General features: G+C 57.6%; 14 protein-coding genes and 1 pseudogene. 8 read left to right on the plus strand and 7 right to left on the minus strand.

The window, feature by feature from the left end; all coding sequences use genetic code 11:
- The first annotated feature begins 5 nt into the window (after window positions 1-5).
- Window positions 6-1,307: an RNA polymerase sigma factor gene (locus tag BVC93_RS04690; protein ID WP_083736158.1), complete on the plus strand. Its 1,302-nt coding sequence runs from the start codon at window positions 6-8 to the stop codon at window positions 1,305-1,307.
- On the opposite strand, the gene BVC93_RS04695 is transcribed toward BVC93_RS04690, so the two are convergent.
- Window positions 1,220-2,725, minus strand: coding sequence for a sugar transferase (locus BVC93_RS04695; RefSeq protein WP_083736159.1), 1,506 nt, complete (start codon window positions 2,723-2,725; stop codon window positions 1,220-1,222). The two genes, BVC93_RS04690 and BVC93_RS04695, sit on opposite strands and share 88 nt — an antisense overlap.
- A 257-nt stretch (window positions 2,726-2,982) precedes the next feature.
- Window positions 2,983-3,519: an arsenate reductase/protein-tyrosine-phosphatase family protein gene (locus BVC93_RS04700; protein ID WP_083736160.1), complete on the minus strand. Its 537-nt coding sequence runs from the start codon at window positions 3,517-3,519 to the stop codon at window positions 2,983-2,985.
- Between the two features lie 246 nt (window positions 3,520-3,765).
- Here BVC93_RS04700 and BVC93_RS04705 point away from each other — a divergent pair, with 246 nt between their 5' ends.
- From BVC93_RS04705 to BVC93_RS04715, 3 genes are all read left to right on the plus strand, one after another.
- On the plus strand, window positions 3,766-5,094 hold the full coding sequence (locus BVC93_RS04705) for a UDP-glucose dehydrogenase family protein (protein WP_083736161.1): 1,329 nt from the start codon (window positions 3,766-3,768) through the stop codon (window positions 5,092-5,094).
- 135 nt (window positions 5,095-5,229) lie between these two features.
- Window positions 5,230-6,633: a polysaccharide biosynthesis tyrosine autokinase gene (locus BVC93_RS04710; RefSeq protein WP_083740800.1), complete on the plus strand. Its 1,404-nt coding sequence runs from the start codon at window positions 5,230-5,232 to the stop codon at window positions 6,631-6,633.
- Window positions 6,634-8,092: 1,459 nt separating this feature from the next.
- A complete protein-coding gene (locus BVC93_RS04715) occupies window positions 8,093-10,195 on the plus strand; it encodes an acyltransferase family protein (protein WP_236950244.1) in 2,103 nt (700 codons plus the stop codon).
- A gap of 430 nt (window positions 10,196-10,625) precedes the next feature.
- Here the strand turns inward: BVC93_RS04715 and BVC93_RS33860 are convergent.
- A pseudogene (locus BVC93_RS33860) lies at window positions 10,626-11,049 on the minus strand (ATP-binding protein); the annotation flags it as partial.
- A 330-nt stretch (window positions 11,050-11,379) separates the two neighbouring features.
- Between BVC93_RS33860 and BVC93_RS32945 the strand changes: the two are divergent.
- Window positions 11,380-12,477: a hypothetical protein gene (locus tag BVC93_RS32945; protein WP_157516769.1), complete on the plus strand. Its 1,098-nt coding sequence runs from the start codon at window positions 11,380-11,382 to the stop codon at window positions 12,475-12,477.
- Between the two features lie 180 nt (window positions 12,478-12,657).
- Here BVC93_RS32945 and BVC93_RS04730 read toward each other — a convergent pair whose 3' ends face one another.
- The 4 genes from BVC93_RS04730 to BVC93_RS32950 form a co-directional block, all read right to left on the minus strand.
- Entirely contained in the window at window positions 12,658-13,623 is a 966-nt protein-coding gene (locus BVC93_RS04730; protein ID WP_192860192.1) for a glycosyltransferase family 4 protein, read from the minus strand.
- 169 nt (window positions 13,624-13,792) lie between these two features.
- Complete coding sequence (locus tag BVC93_RS04735) at window positions 13,793-15,082, minus strand: lipopolysaccharide biosynthesis protein (RefSeq protein WP_192860193.1); 1,290 nt, start codon at window positions 15,080-15,082, stop codon at window positions 13,793-13,795.
- Window positions 15,083-15,154: 72 nt separating this feature from the next.
- On the minus strand, window positions 15,155-16,234 hold the full coding sequence (locus BVC93_RS04740; protein ID WP_192860194.1) for a polysaccharide pyruvyl transferase family protein: 1,080 nt from the start codon (window positions 16,232-16,234) through the stop codon (window positions 15,155-15,157).
- Between the two features lie 328 nt (window positions 16,235-16,562).
- On the minus strand, window positions 16,563-17,945 hold the full coding sequence (locus BVC93_RS32950; RefSeq protein WP_157516770.1) for a hypothetical protein: 1,383 nt from the start codon (window positions 17,943-17,945) through the stop codon (window positions 16,563-16,565).
- A 718-nt stretch (window positions 17,946-18,663) separates the two neighbouring features.
- Here BVC93_RS32950 and BVC93_RS33475 point away from each other — a divergent pair.
- From BVC93_RS33475 to BVC93_RS34690, 3 genes are all read left to right on the plus strand, one after another.
- A complete protein-coding gene (locus BVC93_RS33475) occupies window positions 18,664-18,801 on the plus strand; it encodes a hypothetical protein (protein ID WP_192860195.1) in 138 nt (45 codons plus the stop codon).
- 193 nt (window positions 18,802-18,994) lie between these two features.
- Complete coding sequence (locus BVC93_RS33865; RefSeq protein WP_236950245.1) at window positions 18,995-19,681, plus strand: hypothetical protein; 687 nt, start codon at window positions 18,995-18,997, stop codon at window positions 19,679-19,681.
- Entirely contained in the window at window positions 19,600-19,878 is a 279-nt protein-coding gene (locus BVC93_RS34690) for an integrase core domain-containing protein (RefSeq protein WP_442929067.1), read from the plus strand. Before BVC93_RS33865 ends, BVC93_RS34690 begins: the two co-directional genes overlap by 82 nt.
- Window positions 19,879-19,983: the final 105 nt, after the last annotated feature.

The following is a 19,983-nucleotide window of genomic DNA, read 5'->3' on the forward strand; positions in this document are numbered from 1 at the left end:
TCTTCATGACGGACCTGGACGGCGTCTTCCGGCGCGAGTGGGGTTCTACCGTGGCCGCGCTGGCGCGCTGGTGCGGCGATCTCACCATCGCCGAGGACGCCGTCCAGGAGGCATGCACTGAGGCCTTGAACATTTGGTCACGTGACGGTGCGCCCGACAGCCCGGGCGCCTGGCTGTTGACGGTGGCACGCAACCGCGCGCGAGATCGGCTTCGGCGCGAATCTGCGCGCCCGGGCAAGGAATTGACTGCGGCAAGGGATGAGGTGTTGGCCCGGATAGACAGCACCGACCCGCATCCCGTGCGCGACGACGAGCTGCGAATGATGTTCACCTGCGCGCATCCCGCATTGGAGCGCACTTCTCAGCTCGCGTTGACCCTGCGGTTGGTCGCGGGGTTGACCGTCGCCGAGATCGCCAGGGCGTTGCTGCAGAGCGAGGCAGCCGTAGCGCAGCGAATAACCCGGGCCAAGAACAAGATTCGCACTGCCAACATTCCGCTACGGGTGCCGCCCGCCGAACTGCTGCCCGAGCGGGTTCCGCATGTGCTGTCGTGTGTGTACTCGGTGTTCACCGAGGGCTACTGGTCCACGGCCGGACCGTCTGCGGTGCGGGACGAGCTGTGCGACGAAGGGGTGCGGCTCTCCGGTGAACTGTGCACGTTGATGCCCGGTGACCGGGATTGTCGTGCGTTGGCAGCGCTTGTGCTGCTGCATGATTCACGACGCTCGACGCGGGTCGATGCTTGCGGTGCGTTGGTACCGCTGGATGAGCAGGACCGCCGGCGCTGGGACGTGACCAAGATCGCGCACGGCCTGGATAGGCTGAGAACGGCCGCCGGCGCAGGCGGGCCATATCTCCCCCAGGCCGTCATCGCCGCCGTCCACGCGTCGGCCCCCAGTTGGGAACGGACGGACTGGGGCACCATCTGTGCGGCCTATGACCGGTTGGCGGCCATGACGGACTCACCGGTGGTGCGCGCCAACCGTGCACTGGCAGTGGGTTTTCGCGACGGTCCCGACGCCGGGCTGGCAGCGTTGGAGCGGGTGGCCCACGACCCACGCCTGGTCCGGTCAAACCTGGTGGCCACGGTGCGGGCCGATCTGTTACGCCGGGCCGAGCGCTTTCCCGAAGCGGCAGACAGCTATCGAGTGGCGTTGGAGCTCAATGGCTCCGAGCCGGGCAGGCAGTTCCTGCGGCGGCGTATCGAGGAGTGCGACGCTCAGTATGCGCCGGAGCTGGTGAAGACGGCGCGGACCGTCTTCACCGCGATCACCATGTCGGAAATCATGGTCCAGTTCTCGACGTAGAACATGTCGAGGCGTACCGAGTCCTCCCAGGAGAGGTCGGAGCGGCCGCTGACCTGCCATAGGCCGGTGATGCCGGGCTTGACCAGCAGGCGCTTGCGCACGTGATCGTCGTACGTCTTGACCTCGTTGGCCAGCGGCGGTCGCGGCCCGACGACGCTCATATCGCGCTTGAGAACGTTGATGAACTGGGGCAGCTCGTCGATGCTGAACTTCCGCAGGAACTTTCCGACCGGGGTGACGCGAGGGTCTTCCTTGATCTTGAAGAGCACCCCGCCGTCGCTCTCGTTCTGCGACGCGAGCTGGCTGACCATTCTGTCTGCGCCCTGCACCATGGTGCGGAACTTGATCATCTCGAACGGGGTGCCGTCGATGCCGATGCGCTCGGAGCGGTAGAACACCGGGCCCTTGCTGGTCAGCTTGATGGCAAGCGCCACAACAAGGAGGATGGGCGCCGCCGCCAACAGCACCATGCTGGAGAACACGACGTCGAAGAGGCGCTTCTCAAATCGCTTGGCGCCGTGGTACTGAGGCTTCTCCACATGGATCAGCGGAAGGCCTGCCACCGGACGCATCTGCAGGCGCGGCACTGCGACGTCCACCACTCCCGGCGACACGAGCAGGTCGATGTTGTGCTTCTCGAGCTCCCATGACAGGTCGCGGATACCGCGTCCGTCGAGTCGCTCGGTGGCCGTCACGGCCACGGCTTGGCAGTTGGTGGCGGCCACGGCGGCAGCGATGTTGGACTCGTCGCCGAATGCGCGGATGGTGCCGACACCGGGGACGTCGATCAGCGTGCGCTTCTCTTCACCGGAGACACAGGCACCGACCACGCGGTACTCCGACCATGGTTCACGTGCCAAAGCCTGGGTGAAGTCGCGCACCGCGGGCGCATTGCCGACCACCAGGACGCGGGTGAGGCACTCACCATGTGCGCGCGCCTTGACAACTTGGCGGCGGGCCAGCCAGCGGAACAGCGTGAGAATGGCGATGCCGGCGGGTAGCGCGATCATCAGGTAACCGCGGGCGATCTCGAGCTTGAAGAGCATCGAGACGACGGCGACGAATCCGAACGTCGACAGCGTGGCCAGGACAACTCGACGGTATTCCTCAGCGCCGGAGCCGATAACCCGCGGCGAGCGCGACCGGTTGATCGACAGCGCCACCAGCCAGCCGAGCGTGATGACAATCGAAACAGCGGTGTAGTTCGAATAGTGGAGCGCCTCATCGGCGTTGGGGAGTTCGCCAAATCGGAGCCACTGCGCGAGCGCAATCGCAAAGACAACTCCGAAAACGTCCACAATGATCAGGCGGCGGCTGTAATCCCGCTGCCAATCTGAGTATTTCTTGCTCCCAGGGGACAGCAACGTCCTGAGTTGCGAGTTTGCTGCCGCACCCAATCGATCATCCACCGCAGTCATCTGTCCCCCACCAAGTTAGCCCCTTGGGCTGCAACTTTAGCCCACCTTTTGCCGTTTTCTCAAGGCGAGCACAGTGTTCGCTCAGGAAACTTAGCACGCAGCTCGTCCCGACTTCCCCGCAGCCGAGCAAAATTCACCCCCGCGTAACTTTGCAGGGCCGCAGTTCAGATAAGGCGTCAACCGTCATAGAAGGCATGGATGAATAAGTAACACCATACTGACCCACGACAGGCTCAGTCTCGATGCCCACTCAGCCATCAGCCGTGGCGCCCCGGACTCAGAGGATCGCAGAGCTCAATTACCGGCGCAAGAAGCCGCGCGATCGTGTTGCCGACCTCAGCGAATACTTCAGGCCCTTGATTGATTGGGTCTGGAACATCCTCAGCCGCGCCAGCCTTAAGGAGGGGGCGGAGGCGGGAAAAGTCCGCCACGCTACCCACCCCTTCGAGCGATGCAAGCTGCGCCGCCTCCGAAAGCGTATACGTGCTGCGAAGGAGACGCGGTGCAAGCGACAGCACCTTGTCACGATGATCTCGGGTCATAGTCAAAATGAGATCAGCCTGCGCAGCGATCTTGGGCGTCAACTGTCGAGCGCTGAAGTTTGTTGCGTCGCCGCCCAGCCCCTCCAGGACAAGAGCAGCTTGATCATGAATTGGATGCGCAATGACTGCACGAGTACCTGCACTCGACGTCACGAGATCCGGAATCTGACGTTCCGCTCCGTACGCTGCAGCAAGTCGTTCGCCGATCGGTGACCGGCAGATGTTTCCGGTGCAAACGAACAATAGGTGCAGGGCGGGCCCCTTTCACTCTGCGCAATTTGCGCTCGGCCAACCTTAGTTCACCCGACAGACCGCGAGGCCCGCTCGGCAGTAGAGCGAGACCATACGCGCAGCGACCGGCTACATCACACACCACGAGTAGCGCAGACGGCAGGACTAGTAGATGCTGGTCCGGTTGCGAAACCGCCACGACAAGCAGCGCAAGCAAGCTCGGGGTGCCCTAATATAGGTGCTCACGACCAATCTGGGGGACATGAAATGAGTTGCCGCATAGCGGTTTTCGGTACCGGATATCTTGGAGCCACGCACGCAGCCTGCATGGCTCAACTCGGTCACGAGGTCATTGGTGTCGACATAGATGAAGCCAAGCTCGCGAAACTCAGCGCGGGCGAAGTACCTTTTTACGAGCCTGGCCTAGACGAAGTCCTCAGAGCAAGCGTCGACTCTGGTCACCTTCGCTTCACCTCGTCGTACGAAGAGGCCGCTGAGTTCGCGGATGTACACTTCATCGGCGTAGCTACACCTCAGAAACGCGGAGAATTCGCGGCAGACGTCACATATGTGGACTCCGTTGCTACCAAACTCGCGCCCTTGTTAACTAAGCCGTCGGTCATCTTTGGAAAATCTACGGTTCCGGTCGGAACCGCGGCACGAGTGAGTTCGCTCGTCCAGCGCCTAGCCCCTGTGGGCGACGCGGCCGAAGTAGCTTGGAACCCGGAATTCTTGCGCGAGGGCTTCGCGGTACAAGACACGCTCCATCCGGACCGGATTGTGCTGGGCGTCGACACTAAGCGCAGTGGTCGCGCTGAGGAAGTGGCCAGAGAAGTCTATTCGAGCATTCTCGAGGAAGGTGTGCCGTTCCTCGTTACAGACCGTGAAACCGCAGAATTGGTCAAAACGGCAGCGAATGCATTCCTCGCCACAAAGATTTCGTTCATTAATGCTATGGCCGAGGTCTGCGAAGCGGCAGGTGCCGACGTGACGGAGTTGGCAGACGCAATCGGGCACGATGCACGAATTGGCAGACGTTTCCTTAACGCAGGCATCGGGTTTGGCGGCGGCTGTTTACCAAAGGACATCCGCGCGTTTATGGCGCGAGCGGGTGAACTGGGCGCCAATCAAGCGCTCACCTTCCTGCGCGAGGTCGACAGTATCAACATGAGACGTCGAGCCAAACTGATGGAGATGGCAAGGGAGATGGCCGGCGGATCCCTGATAGGAACCCGCGTGGCAGTCTTAGGCGCGGCGTTCAAGCCTGACTCTGACGATATCCGAGATTCCCCAGCATTGAATATTGCGGGCCAGATACAACTCCAAGGCGCGTCAGTCTCCGTCTACGACCCCAAGGCAATCGATAACTCCCGCAGAATGTTCCCCACCCTCGAGTACGCAAGTGACGTGTATGAAGCCTGCAGGGGCGCCGACGTCACACTAGTGCTGACCGAGTGGGATGAGTTCCGCAAACTTCAACCCGAACAGCTGGATCACATCGTCCGATTCAAGCGCATTATTGACGGACGAAACTGCTTAGACCAGCTGAAGTGGCGTAGCTCCGGCTGGGAGTACAAGGGCATGGGCAGACGGTAGCTCGACACTCAGCATCAAGTTTGCTGCCGACCGCAGCGGTGGGCGGCCGATGATCGAGAGCGGTATACTTCCGCAGATCGTTACGTCGAATCACGGAATGATCGAGCGTGAAAAATCAGCAGCGAAGGGGTGGCGTTGACTCTCCAGGATTTTGTCAAGATGTTGCGCGCCCGGTGGCTTACTGTTTGCGCGACGACCGTTCTAGCGGTGTTTGGGGCCGTCGTGATCTCGTTGCTCACTACACCGATGTATCAGGCTTCGACCAGACTGTTCGTGTCGACTGCGGCAGGCGCGTCGGTGTCAGAGATGTACCAGGGGAACAGACTTTCTCAGGAACGTGTCGTGTCGTACACCGAGCTAGTCAAGGGCACAACACTTGCACAGCGGACTATCGACAAGCTCGGCCTCGACATGTCGCCTGGGCAGCTGGTCGCTAACATCACGACGAGCGCGAGACCAGACACAGTGCTTATCTCGGTGTCGGTACTCGACGAATCACCAGTCCGCGCCCGAGACATCGCAAATACATTGTCCGATGAATTTGTCGTCATGGTCCGGGAACTCGAGACACCTGAAGATGGAACAGCTCCGAACGCCCGCGTCGTAGTCGAGCAACGAGCTTCGATACCCAGCAGCCCGGTCATTCCCAAAACTACAAATAATCTCCTCATGGGCTTCGGATTGGGCTTGGTACTCGGCATCGGCGTGGCCGTCATCCGTGAACTGCTTGATAACACAGTCAAAACCCGAGAAGCACTGGAGGAAATCACCGGCGTTGGTGTAGTCGGTCAAGTTCCGCTTGACAGGGATCGTCGTAAGCAAGCCGCGATATCGTTCGACTTCGACAACTCAGCAATTGCGGAAGCATTCCGAAAACTCCGCACCAACTTGCAGTTTATTTCGGTCGACAATCCTCCTCGCGTGATTGTAGTGACAAGTTCGACGCCGGCCGAAGGAAAGTCCACCACTGCCATAAACATTGCGTTGGCGCTGGCAGAGGCTGACCATAATGTACTGCTTGTCGATGGAGATATGAGGAAGCCCACCCTCCATAAGTATCTGGACCTAGTTCAGCCGGTCGGTTTCAGCACCGTTTTAAGCGGTCAGGCTTCTCTAGAAGACGCAGCTCAGAAGACGCGCTTCTCGGGCCTGACAGTCGTGACCTCGGGCGGAATTCCACCAAACCCCAGTGAACTTCTGGGCTCGCAGTCAGCGAAAAAGCTCTTGGCTGAAATGCGCAACTTATACGATTACGTCATTATCGACACAACACCACTTCTCGCCGTAACCGATGCTGCAATCCTCGCCGCTGGCGCAGATGGTGCTCTCATTATGACCCGATTTGGCCAGACCAAGCGAGACCAGTTGACACACGCGATTAAGAATCTCGACGACGTTGGCGCTCCACTGCTGGGGGCAGTGTTCACCATGATGCCAACACGTGGAAGTAATACTTACAACTACAGCTACTACGGCGAAGAAGGGCGCACAGCCACTACACAGAGGCCATCGAAGGCCCCCGGCAGTAGCGATGACTAAGTCCAAGGGCGAGTGTCGGCCCCGACGAGCCACTGTGATACGCAATCAGATCGTGGAGCCCACAACGATGGCGTGCTTCCACTGGATGACTCAGGCTGACCTGTTCCCGTACTGCTGATATCTCGTTGTGGGGGTCGAGGGCAGAGTGATCGGCAAAGGCTCACCTGCGCCCGGTCAACACTTACCGTTGGTACGTCGGCGAGTTGCCGAGCGACCCGCGACTGGACGAATCCGTGGCGGCCATCGGAGCTGAGACTGGAATCGGCGCGGTGCCGTTGTTCTGGTCGAAACTCCAAGCGCTTATCGCCGCCCAATTCGTCGGCGATGTTCCGAGCGCAAGGCCGACGAGCTGTCAGCTGTAACCAAACGCATCGCCCGATTAGATGCCGAACTCACGTTAACCCGCGTGACGCACGCGAACTGTTCGACGAAGAAGCGGCAGTGCCCCCGAAACTCCGACGAAGGATCGCCGAGAGCTAATGGCGAGAACAGCCCGCTCGATCTGCTTGCCGGATAAGGGAATTAGCTCGATTGTTTCCTGCACAACCGTCGAAGCTGACCCGGCCCCGATCGCGAAGTTCCGAACGCTGACTGTCGCCGACACGATCACCGAGATCCACCAACGATCGAGCGGCATGGACGCAAGCGAGTCCGCCATACCATGTGTGCAACTACGAAATGGACGTCTAATACATCCCGTTCGTTCGATTATGCAGCCACACGGCATGTACGAGCTGCTGCATCCCAGGCGGAAACCAGCCTGATTGGTGTTGATACGTCCGTCCATCTGATTCATCAGAATCCAGTACCACCAAGGACGACGATCATGGCGCACGGATCTCACCGAGCATCCCGCACGTGCCTGCATGCTGTGTTTGCGAACTACCTCTCCCGCATCTCCGTGGCCCTCACGTTCGCCACCACTGCGGGCATGACGGTGGTCCACAACGCGGTCAACATCGCGGTCGGTCGGCAGACCCGTCGAAGGCGTAGTGGCGCAACGCTTCTGAACGCGGATCATGTAGCTCAGTTCAGGTCATGGGGCCTCTGGGAAATCTGCAGCGATGTGGTCTCGACTCTTACGGAACCGAGGCGAGTGCTTGGATGGCACCGCCACGCACCTGTTCAAGGCGATGATGCAGGTCGACTACTCAAAGTCTCACGGTGAGCTGCCCGAGGAGCACCACCGGTCATCATCCGGGTCGAGGCGGACTGCGATAACAGCCGCTGAACATCGGTGCGTGGTGAACTACCCGGAACCGCTCAGCGAACGAATCGCCGCTCAGCCTGGACTGCGGTATGGTCCCGATTCATCTGAGCATCGCCAAGGAAATGGAAACACAATGAGACGGGCGGTCGCGCTATGACCTCACTGCTAGATCGCTACAAACGGTACCGGGGAACACGTCGCCGCGAGGTGGAACAGTCCCACACCCGGCTTGACATTCAAGGCCTCCGAATGGTGGCCGTGCTAGTGGTCTTCGCAAACCATCTGTGGGGTTGGCCACATGGCGGATTCGTCGGCGTCGACGTCTTCTTCGTCATCTCCGGATTTCTGATCACCGGGAACCTACTGCGTGACGCTCAAGCTCGCGGCACCGTGTCGTTCAAACGCTTCTACTGGAATCGGGTCCGAAGGATCGTGCCGGCCGCAACACTGGTATTGCTCCTCACCTACCTTGCCGCGGTTGTAGTGTTCCTGCCGTTCCGCTCGCAACAGGTTGGCGTCGACGCCCTGTTCGCGTTCGTCTTCTTGGCCAACTGGAATTTTGCCATCCAGGACACAGACTATTTTCAAGAAGGCAACGCCCTCTCGCCAATTCAACACTATTGGTCGCTGTCGATCGAGGAGCAGTTCTACTTCGTCTGGCCCGCGCTGATCTTTCTGATCAGCGCGCTCGTCCTGCATCGGGCTTGGACGCACTCCCACCGCATCCAGATGGCTGCCGCCATTATGGGCCTAATCGTCGCGGCGTCATTCGTGTGGGCCATGTACCAGACATCCACCGCGCCCGCATGGGCTTACTTCGACACCCTCACCCGCGTCTGGGAACTCGGCGTCGGTGCGCTACTGGCTACCGCGGTAGGGCTGTTGGGACGGATACCGGCTGCCATCAAGCCCGCGTTGTCGTGGACCGGCCTTGGCCTGATCGCGGCTAGCTTGTTCCTCATAGGCGAAGATTCCGCTGGATTCCCAGCTCCTTGGGCATTGCTCCCCGTCACTGGGGCAGCGCTTGTGATCGTCGCCGGAGTGAACGGAGAACCCAGATTTCAGGGATTCTTGCGTAATCCCGTGTCGACCTACATCGGAGACATCTCCTACTCGCTATATCTGGTGCACTGGCCGGTAATCGTCATCCTGGCTGCGATCATGGACGTGGGCACTCCCTTCTACGTCATAGCTCTCGCACTGGCGTTCGGGTTTGCGATCGCGTCGTACCACCTCGTGGAGAACCCTCTGCGGAGAGCGGACTGGGCAACGCTGCGCCGCAGCATCCGCGCGATCCGCCACCAACAGTACGAATCAAATCCGGCCACCAAGCACGCAGCAGTCGCCTCCGCGGCGCTTGTGACACTCGCACTGTGCGTGTTCGCGTTGCAGCCGTTAAAGGCCAGCGATCAAACCGAATTGGTCACCGTGGCCGCCAACAACTCCATCGGCAATCCACTGGAGGCGTCCGCGCCCGAGGTACCGTTGGGGCCACTCGGGGCGGATCTGCAGAACCAGATACTAGCCGCAGTTCAGGCGACATCATGGCCAGTGCTCAACCCCACAATGGAAGCCACCATAACCGGGCCCCAGGCACCACCGGAGGTTGCCCGCTGCTCGCGGACGGTAGACAACGATCCCTCCGAGTGCACCTGGGGTATGTCGACGGCCCCCATTAAGGTCGTTATCGTCGGCAGCTCCATCGCAGTGACCTACTCGGGACCGATGCGCGACATCGCGTTGAACTCCGGCGGCCAGCTCCAGGTGCACACCGAAGCGATGTTCGGTTGCGCCTTCGTGGATGCCGCAATCCAGAACACCGACGAAGAAGAGGCAGGCGACTGTGCCGCAAAGAAGCAACGAGCCATTGATGTCATCGTGGCGTCCAGGCCTCAGGTTGTCGTAATTTCCAACTCGTACAAGGCGGCAGTGAGCGCTGAAACTGGCCGCGACATGAGTCCAGCCCAGTGGAGCCAGTCCATGCGGGCCATCGTCGAGAAGATCAGCGGCAGCACAAACAAGATCGTATTCATGGCAGCACCACCGGCGGACGTGAAACTAACAGAGTGCTATGGCAACCGGTCGAGCACTCCCCAGGACTGCCTATCTCGTGTGACGTCTGAATGGAACGGAATAGCTCAGGCTGAACAGAACTTGGCCGAGTCCTTCAATTCAACGTGGATCGACTCGCGGCCATGGTTCTGCACCAGCGCCAACGTGTGCCCAAGCTTTGTCGGATCCACGCCGACGAAGGTCGATGACAAACACATGTCGCCCGCATATGGTCAGAAAATCACCCCAGTGATGTTGGAGACCCTGATCGCTGCTGGTGTCTTTCCCGCGCCAGCCTGACCAAGTCATGTCCGACCAACTGGGTAGCAAAACTCAGTGGCTTATGGGTACCTGGGACGCCATGGCAGACGAAGGCGATTTTGTCGTATCACGTCTCCAGTCGCCACCATAGCTTGACAGCGTTAAAGTTGCATTCACCGGCGTTGCGACCTTTGTCGTGCTCGACACCGAACCCCTGTCTCTGGCAGCCGTGGCTACCGCGGCGTTTGTGGTCGTCGATGTGATCTGAGAGTTTGCGGGTGAGCACTTACAGTCCGGCGCGCAGACTTCGACGGAACTCCACCGGTGATGTCGGCCATTGGTTGGCGCCTTGCATAGGGGTCCAAAGTTCCTGTTCGATACGACGAACGCGCTGTGGGTTCTCTTACCTCGCCAAAACCGGATACCTCGCCAGAACCGGATACCTCGACTCAGTCGATGATGAGCAGTGAGGCAGGCGGGCCAGCTTGATCAGTTCGCCTTAGAGTCGGTCGGCGCGAGCGCGGCGGCGAGGCGGTCAACCCACTGCGCTCGCGGTGGCGAAGGCGACGTGATGCCCAGCCTGGCAGGCTCGGATGCCCAGTACGGTCCGATCGATAGATGGGCTTACCTATTCCTGTGGCCCAAGCAAGACGACATTCTGTTTGGCGGCGATGAAATCCAGGGTGCCGGGGTGCGCGATCTGTTCGCGTTTGAGGGAGCGTGATAGTCGAAGTGTAACTCCTTCAACGCTTTCCGCGAGGGAATTCAGGTGTTCCGGATGCGACCCTCACCGCCGTGGGGTTCGCGGGCGGCAAGCTCTCGTTGCAGGCACGTCGCGAGGGGTTCCTCGTGGTCCAGTTCTCGGCTCGGGCCTGTTTAACCAGCGTGAGGATGGCATCGGCCAGCGACGCGCTTTGGGGGCCGGTGAGAAAATGCCATCCGTACCCCCTGTTCCAAACCTGCCATCGTCGCCACCGTCAACGAGCGCCTCATCCGACTGTTCGATACTGTCTACACCGAGGCTGTCAGGGCGGCCCGAACCTCGACCGAGGCGTCATCATCGAGGGGGTAATTTGGACCCGGTTAACCGACGGAAGTTCTGCACCGCAGCCAGCATTTGCTGCCTAAGCGCCGCAACGGTCGCTCTTCACCAACTCAATCCGGCCGGAACGTCTGGTCGCGATCTAGTAGCCGATGGTAAATACAACCCCGAGACCGGCGAAATGGCTGGGACGGACAATACAGCAGCCATCAATTCGGCCCTCGCTTCTGGCAAGCAGCTTCAGCTCCCCCCTGGTTACTTCTATTACGCAGGCCCGCTCTACACGGCAGCCGACGGCAGCGGGATCAACGGCAGTGGCTCAGCATCAAGCTTCCTCATAACCGATAGGAACTTCGACCGCCACATCTCGGTCGCTGCAGGCACTAGAGACACCTCGTGGACCGGCTTTGCGATGATCGGGCCCTTCTCAGAGAACAACAAGCGCCGCAATCGTGCACTCACAGTAGGCACACGGTTTTCCGGGACCGGCACAGCATCAGCGGCCTGGGACGCCAGCGGGACATGGATCGATGACTTCACCACATACGGATACAGCGTTGGAGTGCATATCGCAGCCGCCGATCACGTCCGATTCGGCACAATTAAAGTCTTCGAGGCCGGGAATAGCCGGGAGGAACCGGGTTCTTATGGCATCACATGTTCGGGATCGGACCTACAGGGAAAGTACCTACACGCTGAAAACACGAGTACTAGGGGCAGACATGCACTGTATTACACAGGTATCGCAAATGATTGCTATGTCGAGAAGGTAGAAGCAAAGGGATTTGACCTTGCTGCCGTGCAGAACCGAGCTCGTATCGGCGGTGGCCAGAGAAACGGATTCGGGTGGGGGTTCTTTGACGATTGCAACACGAACGACGGCATCGAGCCAGTGGGATCGATAAGAGGTGTGGTCAATTTCGTATGCGCTGACGGCATCGTCGTGCCCGGGGCGGGCAAAGCAAGTATTGGAGACTATGTCGCCGTAAACTGCGGCGGATTCCCGGGACCATCGCTGCGCTATATGCCTCAGTCGCAGTGCGGTACCGTCCGAATCTTCGGGCACGCAGGGTCTGCGCACTTTACAAGAGGGAAGCACTACGGCAGTGAGATCTACTACTCGAATGATGTCCGACTTCCTGAGCTAATCTTTGTCAACGGATACGGCCCGTCTGGCCTAAATGATCCATCGTTCAGACCCATTGTCGTTGAAGGCTCTTCCGGGTGCTACGGAGGCTCGGTACAGATGCATCCAGGCGCCATCTATACGACGGACTAGCAAAATTTCTGGACAACTCATTACTGATCTACAGGCTCCGCCCGCGCCATCGTCTCAATGTATGTACTGGCCGCGATAGCGCTCAAGCGCATCCTGATGGCAATTTTTGATAAAACTACCGGCACCGGAGCGTAGTCCGCAAATACGAAACCACATCGGCGGCACATCACAAAATCTAGTTCAGGACTTCCCTTGCCAGATTTCGACGTACCGCCCCATCGCCGCATCTGCAGAAAAGTTGGCGACTACAAAATCTCGAGCTCGAGCACCAATGTGTTCCAACGAAGAACCCGTAGCAATCCTACCTAGGATCTCTTCCGCTGCACTAGTAACGTCGGCACCGTCGATGACGAAGCCAACAGACTCTGACGGCACGAGCTCTTCAATACCCTGAGTCGGTGACACAAAGCAGACACATTTAGCTAGCATTGCCTCCTTTACGACGTTCGGCAGCCTCTCAGACCTTTTCTGCGAAAAGAAAAGAAAATATTCGCTGGCACACATAACTCTGAATAGATCGCGACGTTTCATGTATCCAGCAAATCTAACAGCAGGAGATACACCGAGTTCAATAGCGAGTGCTTCTAGACGCTCCCTCTCTTCGCCGTCTCCGATTATGACCAGCGTGGCTTCACTATGCTGGATTCTAATCGCGGCAAAAATACGGAGAGTCAAATCCACACGCTTTGAGTGGGTGAGAGCTGAAGCCGTACAAAACTGTAGAAGAGTCTTTGTCACCTGTTGCCCGCACTCATCAGCCGAAGACAACTCCGCAATGGGAATTCCTCGGTGCACCATGTTAACGTCCCGTACTACGCCAAGCTCCTTGATTCGGTCCAGATTACTGGATGAATGCGTCAGGCGGTGATCCACCCGATCCGCGGTAACACCGAGTGGGAACCCGGCGTCCAGATCGTACGCGCCCATATGGACAGAAGTGATGATCCCGGGCGAATAGCGTGACAGCAACGCCGGCACTGCAGATGGCCAGTGACCCCAGAACGCGTGAACCACGTCCGGCTCTCGTCGGCCCAGTTCGTGCACGAGTTCGGCAATTCGCGGAAGCAACAGAAAGAACACCAAGAATCCGCGAGGGTTGCGGACAAGTTTTCGAAAGATACTAATGAAAAACTTCGGATTCTGCATCAAGAATCTTGGAGCTGCACACACGCCCGATAAGTACCCAACTGCCGTGGCATTTGCGATTAGTTCGGTGTCTAGTTCATACGTAGCCGCCAAAGCGCGCTGCCTAGCACTTTTAGGCAGAAGGCATTCAACGTTGACTTCATGCCCCAGCGACCGAAGCGCTTCAATGTCAGATATCGCGAACGTCTGGGTAGGTACGGGAAACTGCATCATTACGTATGTAATTTTCATCTACTCTATCTCCGATACGATTATCATGGCGCCGTATAGCCCAAACCGACAAGAAAAACTGCAGAACATACGTCACGCACAATGTAGCCGAAATGGCAACTATTGCCGGCATCTCGGCCAGTCCGCGCACGTTCGACAAGAAGAATACTCCGACAATGGCACCAAGTCTCGCACAGTCCCACAGTAGCTGCGCTTTCTGATGACCCAGCACATTTAAGGTCTGTATCATCGGCGAAACTATAAACTGCGCGTAGAAAGCTGGAACCAGAATCTGACAGAAGACGCCGGCGCGACGCCACTCATTACCGAAGATAACTTCGAAGATCCAAGGCGAGAACACCGCCAATAAGGACATCGGTAGAAGGCCAGCCAGAAACAGTGAAAGAATGGTTTTTAAGTACGTGGGGAGCAACTGCACCCCGCCAGCAAGCGAATCTTTCGCTAAACGATTTGTGTACACCTGTGCCACGGAGCGCCCAATAACCAGTGTAGGCAAGGCGACTAACCGTTGAGCCAACAAGTAGAACCCGGCCGCACTCAACGAGTAGAACGCCCCAATTAAAACCGGTATAAGATGTATACCTAGTCGGTTAATTACGCCCGCAGGAAACGCAAAGAGGAAGAACTGCCGATACTTCCACGCAACTCTGCCGATATCTCGAAATCCGAATCTCGACGGCCGACTTCGGCGTACGGCCAAAGCAAACGACGTAGCTCCATAAGACTGCGACATTACGTATCCGACCAGCAAGCCGATGGGGCCGAACATCAGTAGCCCCAAACCGATCTGAACAAGTATCGAAGATATTGCTTGGCGGATCTTCACCCTGGCTACGAGACCGAAGTCTTGGGCGTAACCCACCCAGGCATTAAGCGATGTGAAAACACCCACGGCGAATGTCCCGATTGTTACCAGCCACCAATAATCCTGAATAGTGGCAAGGCTGGAACTAGCTTGCACTGCCAACCCAGTCCCGAAAAGCACTCCCACGACGGCAGTGCACAGCGCAGTACTAAGCATGCACAAAGCTAGAGTTTGATACGACTCCTGTTTATCCTTCGATAGCGATATAGCGATATCATAGCGAAAATTTGCGATTACCGGCACAACGCCCAATATTGAAACGAAAACGGCGAGTACACCGAAGTCGGATGGCGTATATATTCGAGTTAAGATCGGTGTGCTTGCCAGTACCAAAAACTGACTTAAGATCGCGGAAGTTGCCACTTTCCGAATATCCGCGAAGTATCTAGAGCTTTTAAGACTGCTAAATGCCTTCCTCGATCTTGCCAACACGATTTAGCCCGAGCCCAACTGAGCACGCAAGGTTTCTAAGTAGCGGTTAGTTCGAGGAGGCAGGGAGGCGCGGTCCAGGTTACCTGACTTCCAAATTTGGAGGAGTTGGGCAAGCCCTTCGGGCTGATTTTCAGTGATGCATACAGAGGACAGTCCAAGCTGCTTGTAGAATCTTGGGGTCTTCACGTGTTGGGGCAGCGAGATGATCTGCTTTCCTAGCGTCACTCCAACTATGCCAACGTGGAGCTTATTCGTTATGACAAGATCAACTTCGTCAATCAGATTACACAGCTCGATCGGGTTCCCCGAGTACGAGAATTGATCGGATTCAGGGATAAGTTGACGAAGCTGGTCAAGAGCTTTATCTTGCGCCGTTGACCTTCGAGTCCGAGAAAGACTGTCCGTGATGAAAACTGGCCTCTCACTAGAGTTACTCCGAAAGAACTCAACCAAGACATCAGCCATGGCGTTCCACTGTGGCGAGCCGAAGTTTGTGAGATGAACCAATACTCGCTTTTGTCGCTCGGCGTGTGGGAGTCCAGCAGCCGTAGGTGTAGACGTCCCGTTTGGCGATCCTAAGATATCCCTTGTCATGTACGTTGCTGCGTCGATATCGACCGCTACCGGACGCGTCACACCGATTTGACGTAAAAAGTTCTCAGACTCTTCGTCTCGGACGATCACGAACTTGGAGTAATTGACAAGTCTCCTCAGTCGCCCACGCAGAAACTTTGAAGAAAGCGGTCCAGCACCGGTACCGAGGATGTAGATATCCTTTCGCATCAGCATTGCCAACTCCGCAATTAGAAAATGCCTAAAGAAATTTCTAATCGACCACCTAAGGCTATTCTTACCGGAGTCGCCGAAGTAACCTCCGCCGCAAAAGACCAGATCTGTGCATGACAGGAAACGGACAATACCGCGATAATCCGCGTCTATTAGGGTAGCGTTTCTCCGGTTTGCAAGAGGTAGGACAACCTGCGCTTCCGCCGCACTTTTGATCCAATGACAAAAAAGAGCGCACAGCAGCGTGTCACCAAAGTTGTAACCAAAATAAGAGCCGTGTAGGGCGACTTTTCTCAAGTTTATGCCTTCTTCTGTCTCTAGACGATTTGATTAGTTCGACTCTGCGAGGTTTCTGTGTAGCCCGATGCATCCACCGGCCATTAGCGGGTCCTCCGCCTCGGCGCAAACGTTAGGATGGGCGCCACAGGTGGAAGTTGACCTAAGACTCCCAGTCCGGGTGTACACACGGTCCAAGGCTCAATCGAACGATTCGTATCGAGTGCACTTCCCCGTGAGAAACGGTCAAAGAACTTCTGACGGCTGGGCGTCGGAGCTATCAATGCCGGCCTTGGGCTAGTAGCTAACAACCGTGGCGCGCCAAGACGGTGGCGCATTTGCGTTGCCATCACACCACCGCATCCGCGACGCGTGGGCGCGTTCTCGGCGGTGGCATTGCTTTCGGCGGCCGGCAGACAATCCACGCAATGCCGAGCAAGACCACTAAAATAGCCGTCTCTATGATAAACACTGTCACACCGTTCTTAAATAGCGTCACAGATTGCATAAAGAACACCGCAGCCAGAGATCTATACCATAGATCAGGCACTAGTTGACATTTTAAGCAAAAACGGTAGAACAGAAAGGCAAGCAGCAGCGCCGCAATCGGAGCAATCGGGCCGAATCCGTAATACAACTCGCCGTACCAAAATGAGCTTGGATTTTCAATGAGCCAATAGTGTTCTTCCAAAATCGTATCAAGATCTACAGGCTTAGATGTCCACAGCGCTCGCGGAATAAAGATTGTGAAAGGATACAGCAGCAAGTATAGCGGGTGCGCTCCATAACTATCGACAAAGTCTTGAATATAGACAAAAGTGGGAAACCCGGTTGACGGACTTCCGAACAATACGTCCTGAAAGCTTCTGACTTCAAAAGCGTTGACGCTTTCGCCTTGGCTCCAACTCGTAAAGTATACCCTCGCATACCAGAGGAGCGGCACGAGGAGTAACCCAGCCGTAAGCACACCCAATACCAGCGGACGCCCTCGCCGCGCAATCTTATTCATATGCTCTTTAGTGAGCGAACCCGCGGCCGATGAAGCTGTTCGCAGTGGCCCGAGGAATATCGTTAGGCTTAGCAATAGCAGTGCTGTCGTCACCAACTCGCGACGTTGATGGGTTGAGAAAGTAGCCATCAGCGCCAGACCGACCCAGACCCAGCCGGAAAGCCGCATTCGACCATGCTTCCAGTAGCTTAGAACCACCAGCACCGACGGGATCGCCAGGTACATTGATCGCAGATATCCAGATTGCTCTGCAGCGACACCAGTCTGTTGAATGGGTAGAAGAAATCTAGTTAGCGATTGACCAGACTGACGATATTGAATAGCGGCGAGCGCGAGCCAGAGGGCGAAGTAAATTGCAGATACTGCTGCGATCTTTGGGGACCCGATTAATCGCACCGGCGCTGCCTTCTGCTCTTGCAAGATGAAGCTTTCCTTCTTGGTGAACTGCTCAGCTGCAGCCGCGCCGAGCAAAAGGCAGATATTAAGCGTTCCTAAATATAGCGCTGAGTTCAACGAGTTTTCATCGATTAGTATCGTAAAATTTCTCCACGAATAGGATTCGAATCCCGATCCGTCAAGGAAAAGCACGGCTGGCAGCGACGAGAACACCGTTGTGAGTACACCCACGATGGACAGCGGATTGTACGGATTTCGCCAGAGCAGCCATCCGGCAAGAACAGATTGCAAAACAAGCAGCGTGATCAAGAGTGCGCTGTCGTTCATTCCCGCACCAATTCGTGATCCCAGCCAACCTTCAACTGGTCGAGTCGGCCTCCCAAACGGTAGCCTTCGCCGTTGGCAACTGCGTTGTTCACGCACCCCCCTTAGATCCCCTGCTAATCAAGCCCCGACGAAGTTTTACCAATCACAAGTAGCCCTGTTGCGAACTCGTTCGCCTACGTTCCCACGGATCAGGATCGAGTGCCAGCCGCGCACCCGTCGTAAGCGATCAAAAGTAACTAGGCTCACTAGCCTCGTCTACTCGGTTCTCGTCGATCGGGCCTCATCACGGAAGTGCAAACGACGGTCTCCAGCCTCTAGCGTTGTGCCGCTGTACCTCCGGAGTTTGACCAAGGTGACGCTGAATCCGCTGCGGTCCAAGATCTTCGGGTGATTGACACCCCGCCTGGCAATACTCCCCCGGGTTGCCGATCATTGCGACCCGCACGTCCGGACTCACCGCCGTTCACCACGTTCTCCAATCAGATCAGGGGCCGGATCTGGTCTGATAGTTTCTTGACTTCACCCAACGCGGACGTTCAGCCAGACACAGTCGATGTAGCACCTTATTTGGCCGTCCCCAGCGGACCAGCACCTTCAAACGGCGTGTTAGGCAACCATGCAGCGTAACGGGCGTAGTCCCCCGCTTGCTCGGATGGATGAGTCCAACCGGTGTTAGAGTCCGGTAGCCCGATGTCGGGCGAGAAAAGACGATGAACGTGTGGCTGCCCGGAAGCGGCGCTCCGCGGAGACATCGTTGGCAAAACTGCACCGTGCGGACGAGTTGACCGCGGGAAGCACGATTGGCGAGGAGGCCGCCGCCAAACTGGAAGTGTCGGCGGCCTCGCTCTACAACTGACGCCCGCAGCTACGGCGGGATGGACACCGATTCCGCCAAAAAGCTCAACGAGCTTCGCAGCAGTACGCCCGCCTCAAGCGGCTGCTCGCTGAAGCTGAACTGGTCAGAGATGCCCAGCGGTAGGTCGCGAAGGGGAAATGCTAGACCCAGCTGCCAAGCGCTGCGCCGTAGTCATGCTCAAGGATACTTTGGCATGGCGGAATGGTTGGCGTGCAAAGTAGTTGGGCTGGCCCGCTCCACCTGCCGCAGCCTCCTGCTAGCGCGGACTGCCGCTGATCCTGATGCCGAAATACGGGGCTGGTTGCGTACCTACGCCACCAACACCCTGCCACGGGCTTCCGAGCGTGCCTGGGCGTCGCTGCGCTACTGCAAGGGCCGTGAGGTCGCCAGAAAGGAAATCCACCGATTGTGGCGCGAGGAAGGCCTGCAGGTGCGGATGCACAGTCCGCGCAAGCGGGCCGGGGTCTCACCGATTCCACCGGTCGACGCCGGCACCCCAAATGCGGTGCGGGCGATCAGTTTCCAGTTCGACTCCACCATCGACGGCAAAGCCATCAAGATCGCGCCGATGGTCGCCAAACATAGCCGGTGCTTGCCGCTTAACATCGTCGAGCGATCAATCACCGCTGATCGGCTGGTCGACGAGTTCGAGAAGGTGTTTGCCGCCGCCGGCGGGCCACCGAGGGTGCTGCGGAGGACAATGGACCGGAGTTCGTTTCTCAAGCACTGCAACAGCTCTGTGGTCGCTGAGTGGGTAGCTCCCACATCTCGCCGGGGAAGCCGTGTAGCAACGGACACATCGAATCCTTCAACGATCGAGTACGCAGAAAGTGTCTCAACCGCAACCACTGGTACACCCTGCTCAAGGCTCGCGCGGTAATCGGCGACTTCAAGGACGAACACAACCTCCGCCACCGCGACTCAGCCCCGCGCTGCCGCACACCGGCCGACTATGCTGCGGTCTGCAGGCGCACCCACACCCAGATGGCCTACAAGCATCAACTAAATCTGGATCGACAAACCCGACGGACGCTCGCACCGTATGCACTCAGCAACGGTGACTCGCAGGCTGGTTAAGCCCGAGGCCCTGACCACCAGACCATGCCAGCCCGAAACTCTTAGGCCCAAGTCGTATCAGTCGTATCACCGGTCCCAGGGCTTGAGCTTAGGGCCATCTCTCCG

This window comes from Mycobacterium sp. MS1601, assembly GCF_001984215.1.
Taxonomy (GTDB): domain Bacteria; phylum Actinomycetota; class Actinomycetes; order Mycobacteriales; family Mycobacteriaceae; genus Mycobacterium.

Excerpts from the sequence above, each read along its gene's own strand:
- BVC93_RS04690 (WP_083736158.1), top strand. The coding sequence starts at position 6 with ATGACGGACCTGGACGGCGTCTTCCGGCGCGAGTGGGGTTCTACCGTG.
- BVC93_RS04695 (WP_083736159.1), bottom strand. The coding sequence starts at position 2,725 with ATGACTGCGGTGGATGATCGATTGGGTGCGGCAGCAAACTCGCAACTC.
- BVC93_RS04705 (WP_083736161.1), top strand. The coding sequence starts at position 3,766 with ATGAGTTGCCGCATAGCGGTTTTCGGTACCGGATATCTTGGAGCCACG.
- BVC93_RS04715 (WP_236950244.1), top strand. The coding sequence starts at position 8,093 with ATGGTGGCCGTGCTAGTGGTCTTCGCAAACCATCTGTGGGGTTGGCCA.
- BVC93_RS32945 (WP_157516769.1), top strand. The coding sequence starts at position 11,380 with ATGGCTGGGACGGACAATACAGCAGCCATCAATTCGGCCCTCGCTTCT.
- BVC93_RS04730 (WP_192860192.1), bottom strand. The coding sequence starts at position 13,623 with ATGCAGAATCCGAAGTTTTTCATTAGTATCTTTCGAAAACTTGTCCGC.
- BVC93_RS32950 (WP_157516770.1), bottom strand. The coding sequence starts at position 17,945 with ATGAACGACAGCGCACTCTTGATCACGCTGCTTGTTTTGCAATCTGTT.
- BVC93_RS33865 (WP_236950245.1), top strand. The coding sequence starts at position 18,995 with ATGGCGGAATGGTTGGCGTGCAAAGTAGTTGGGCTGGCCCGCTCCACC.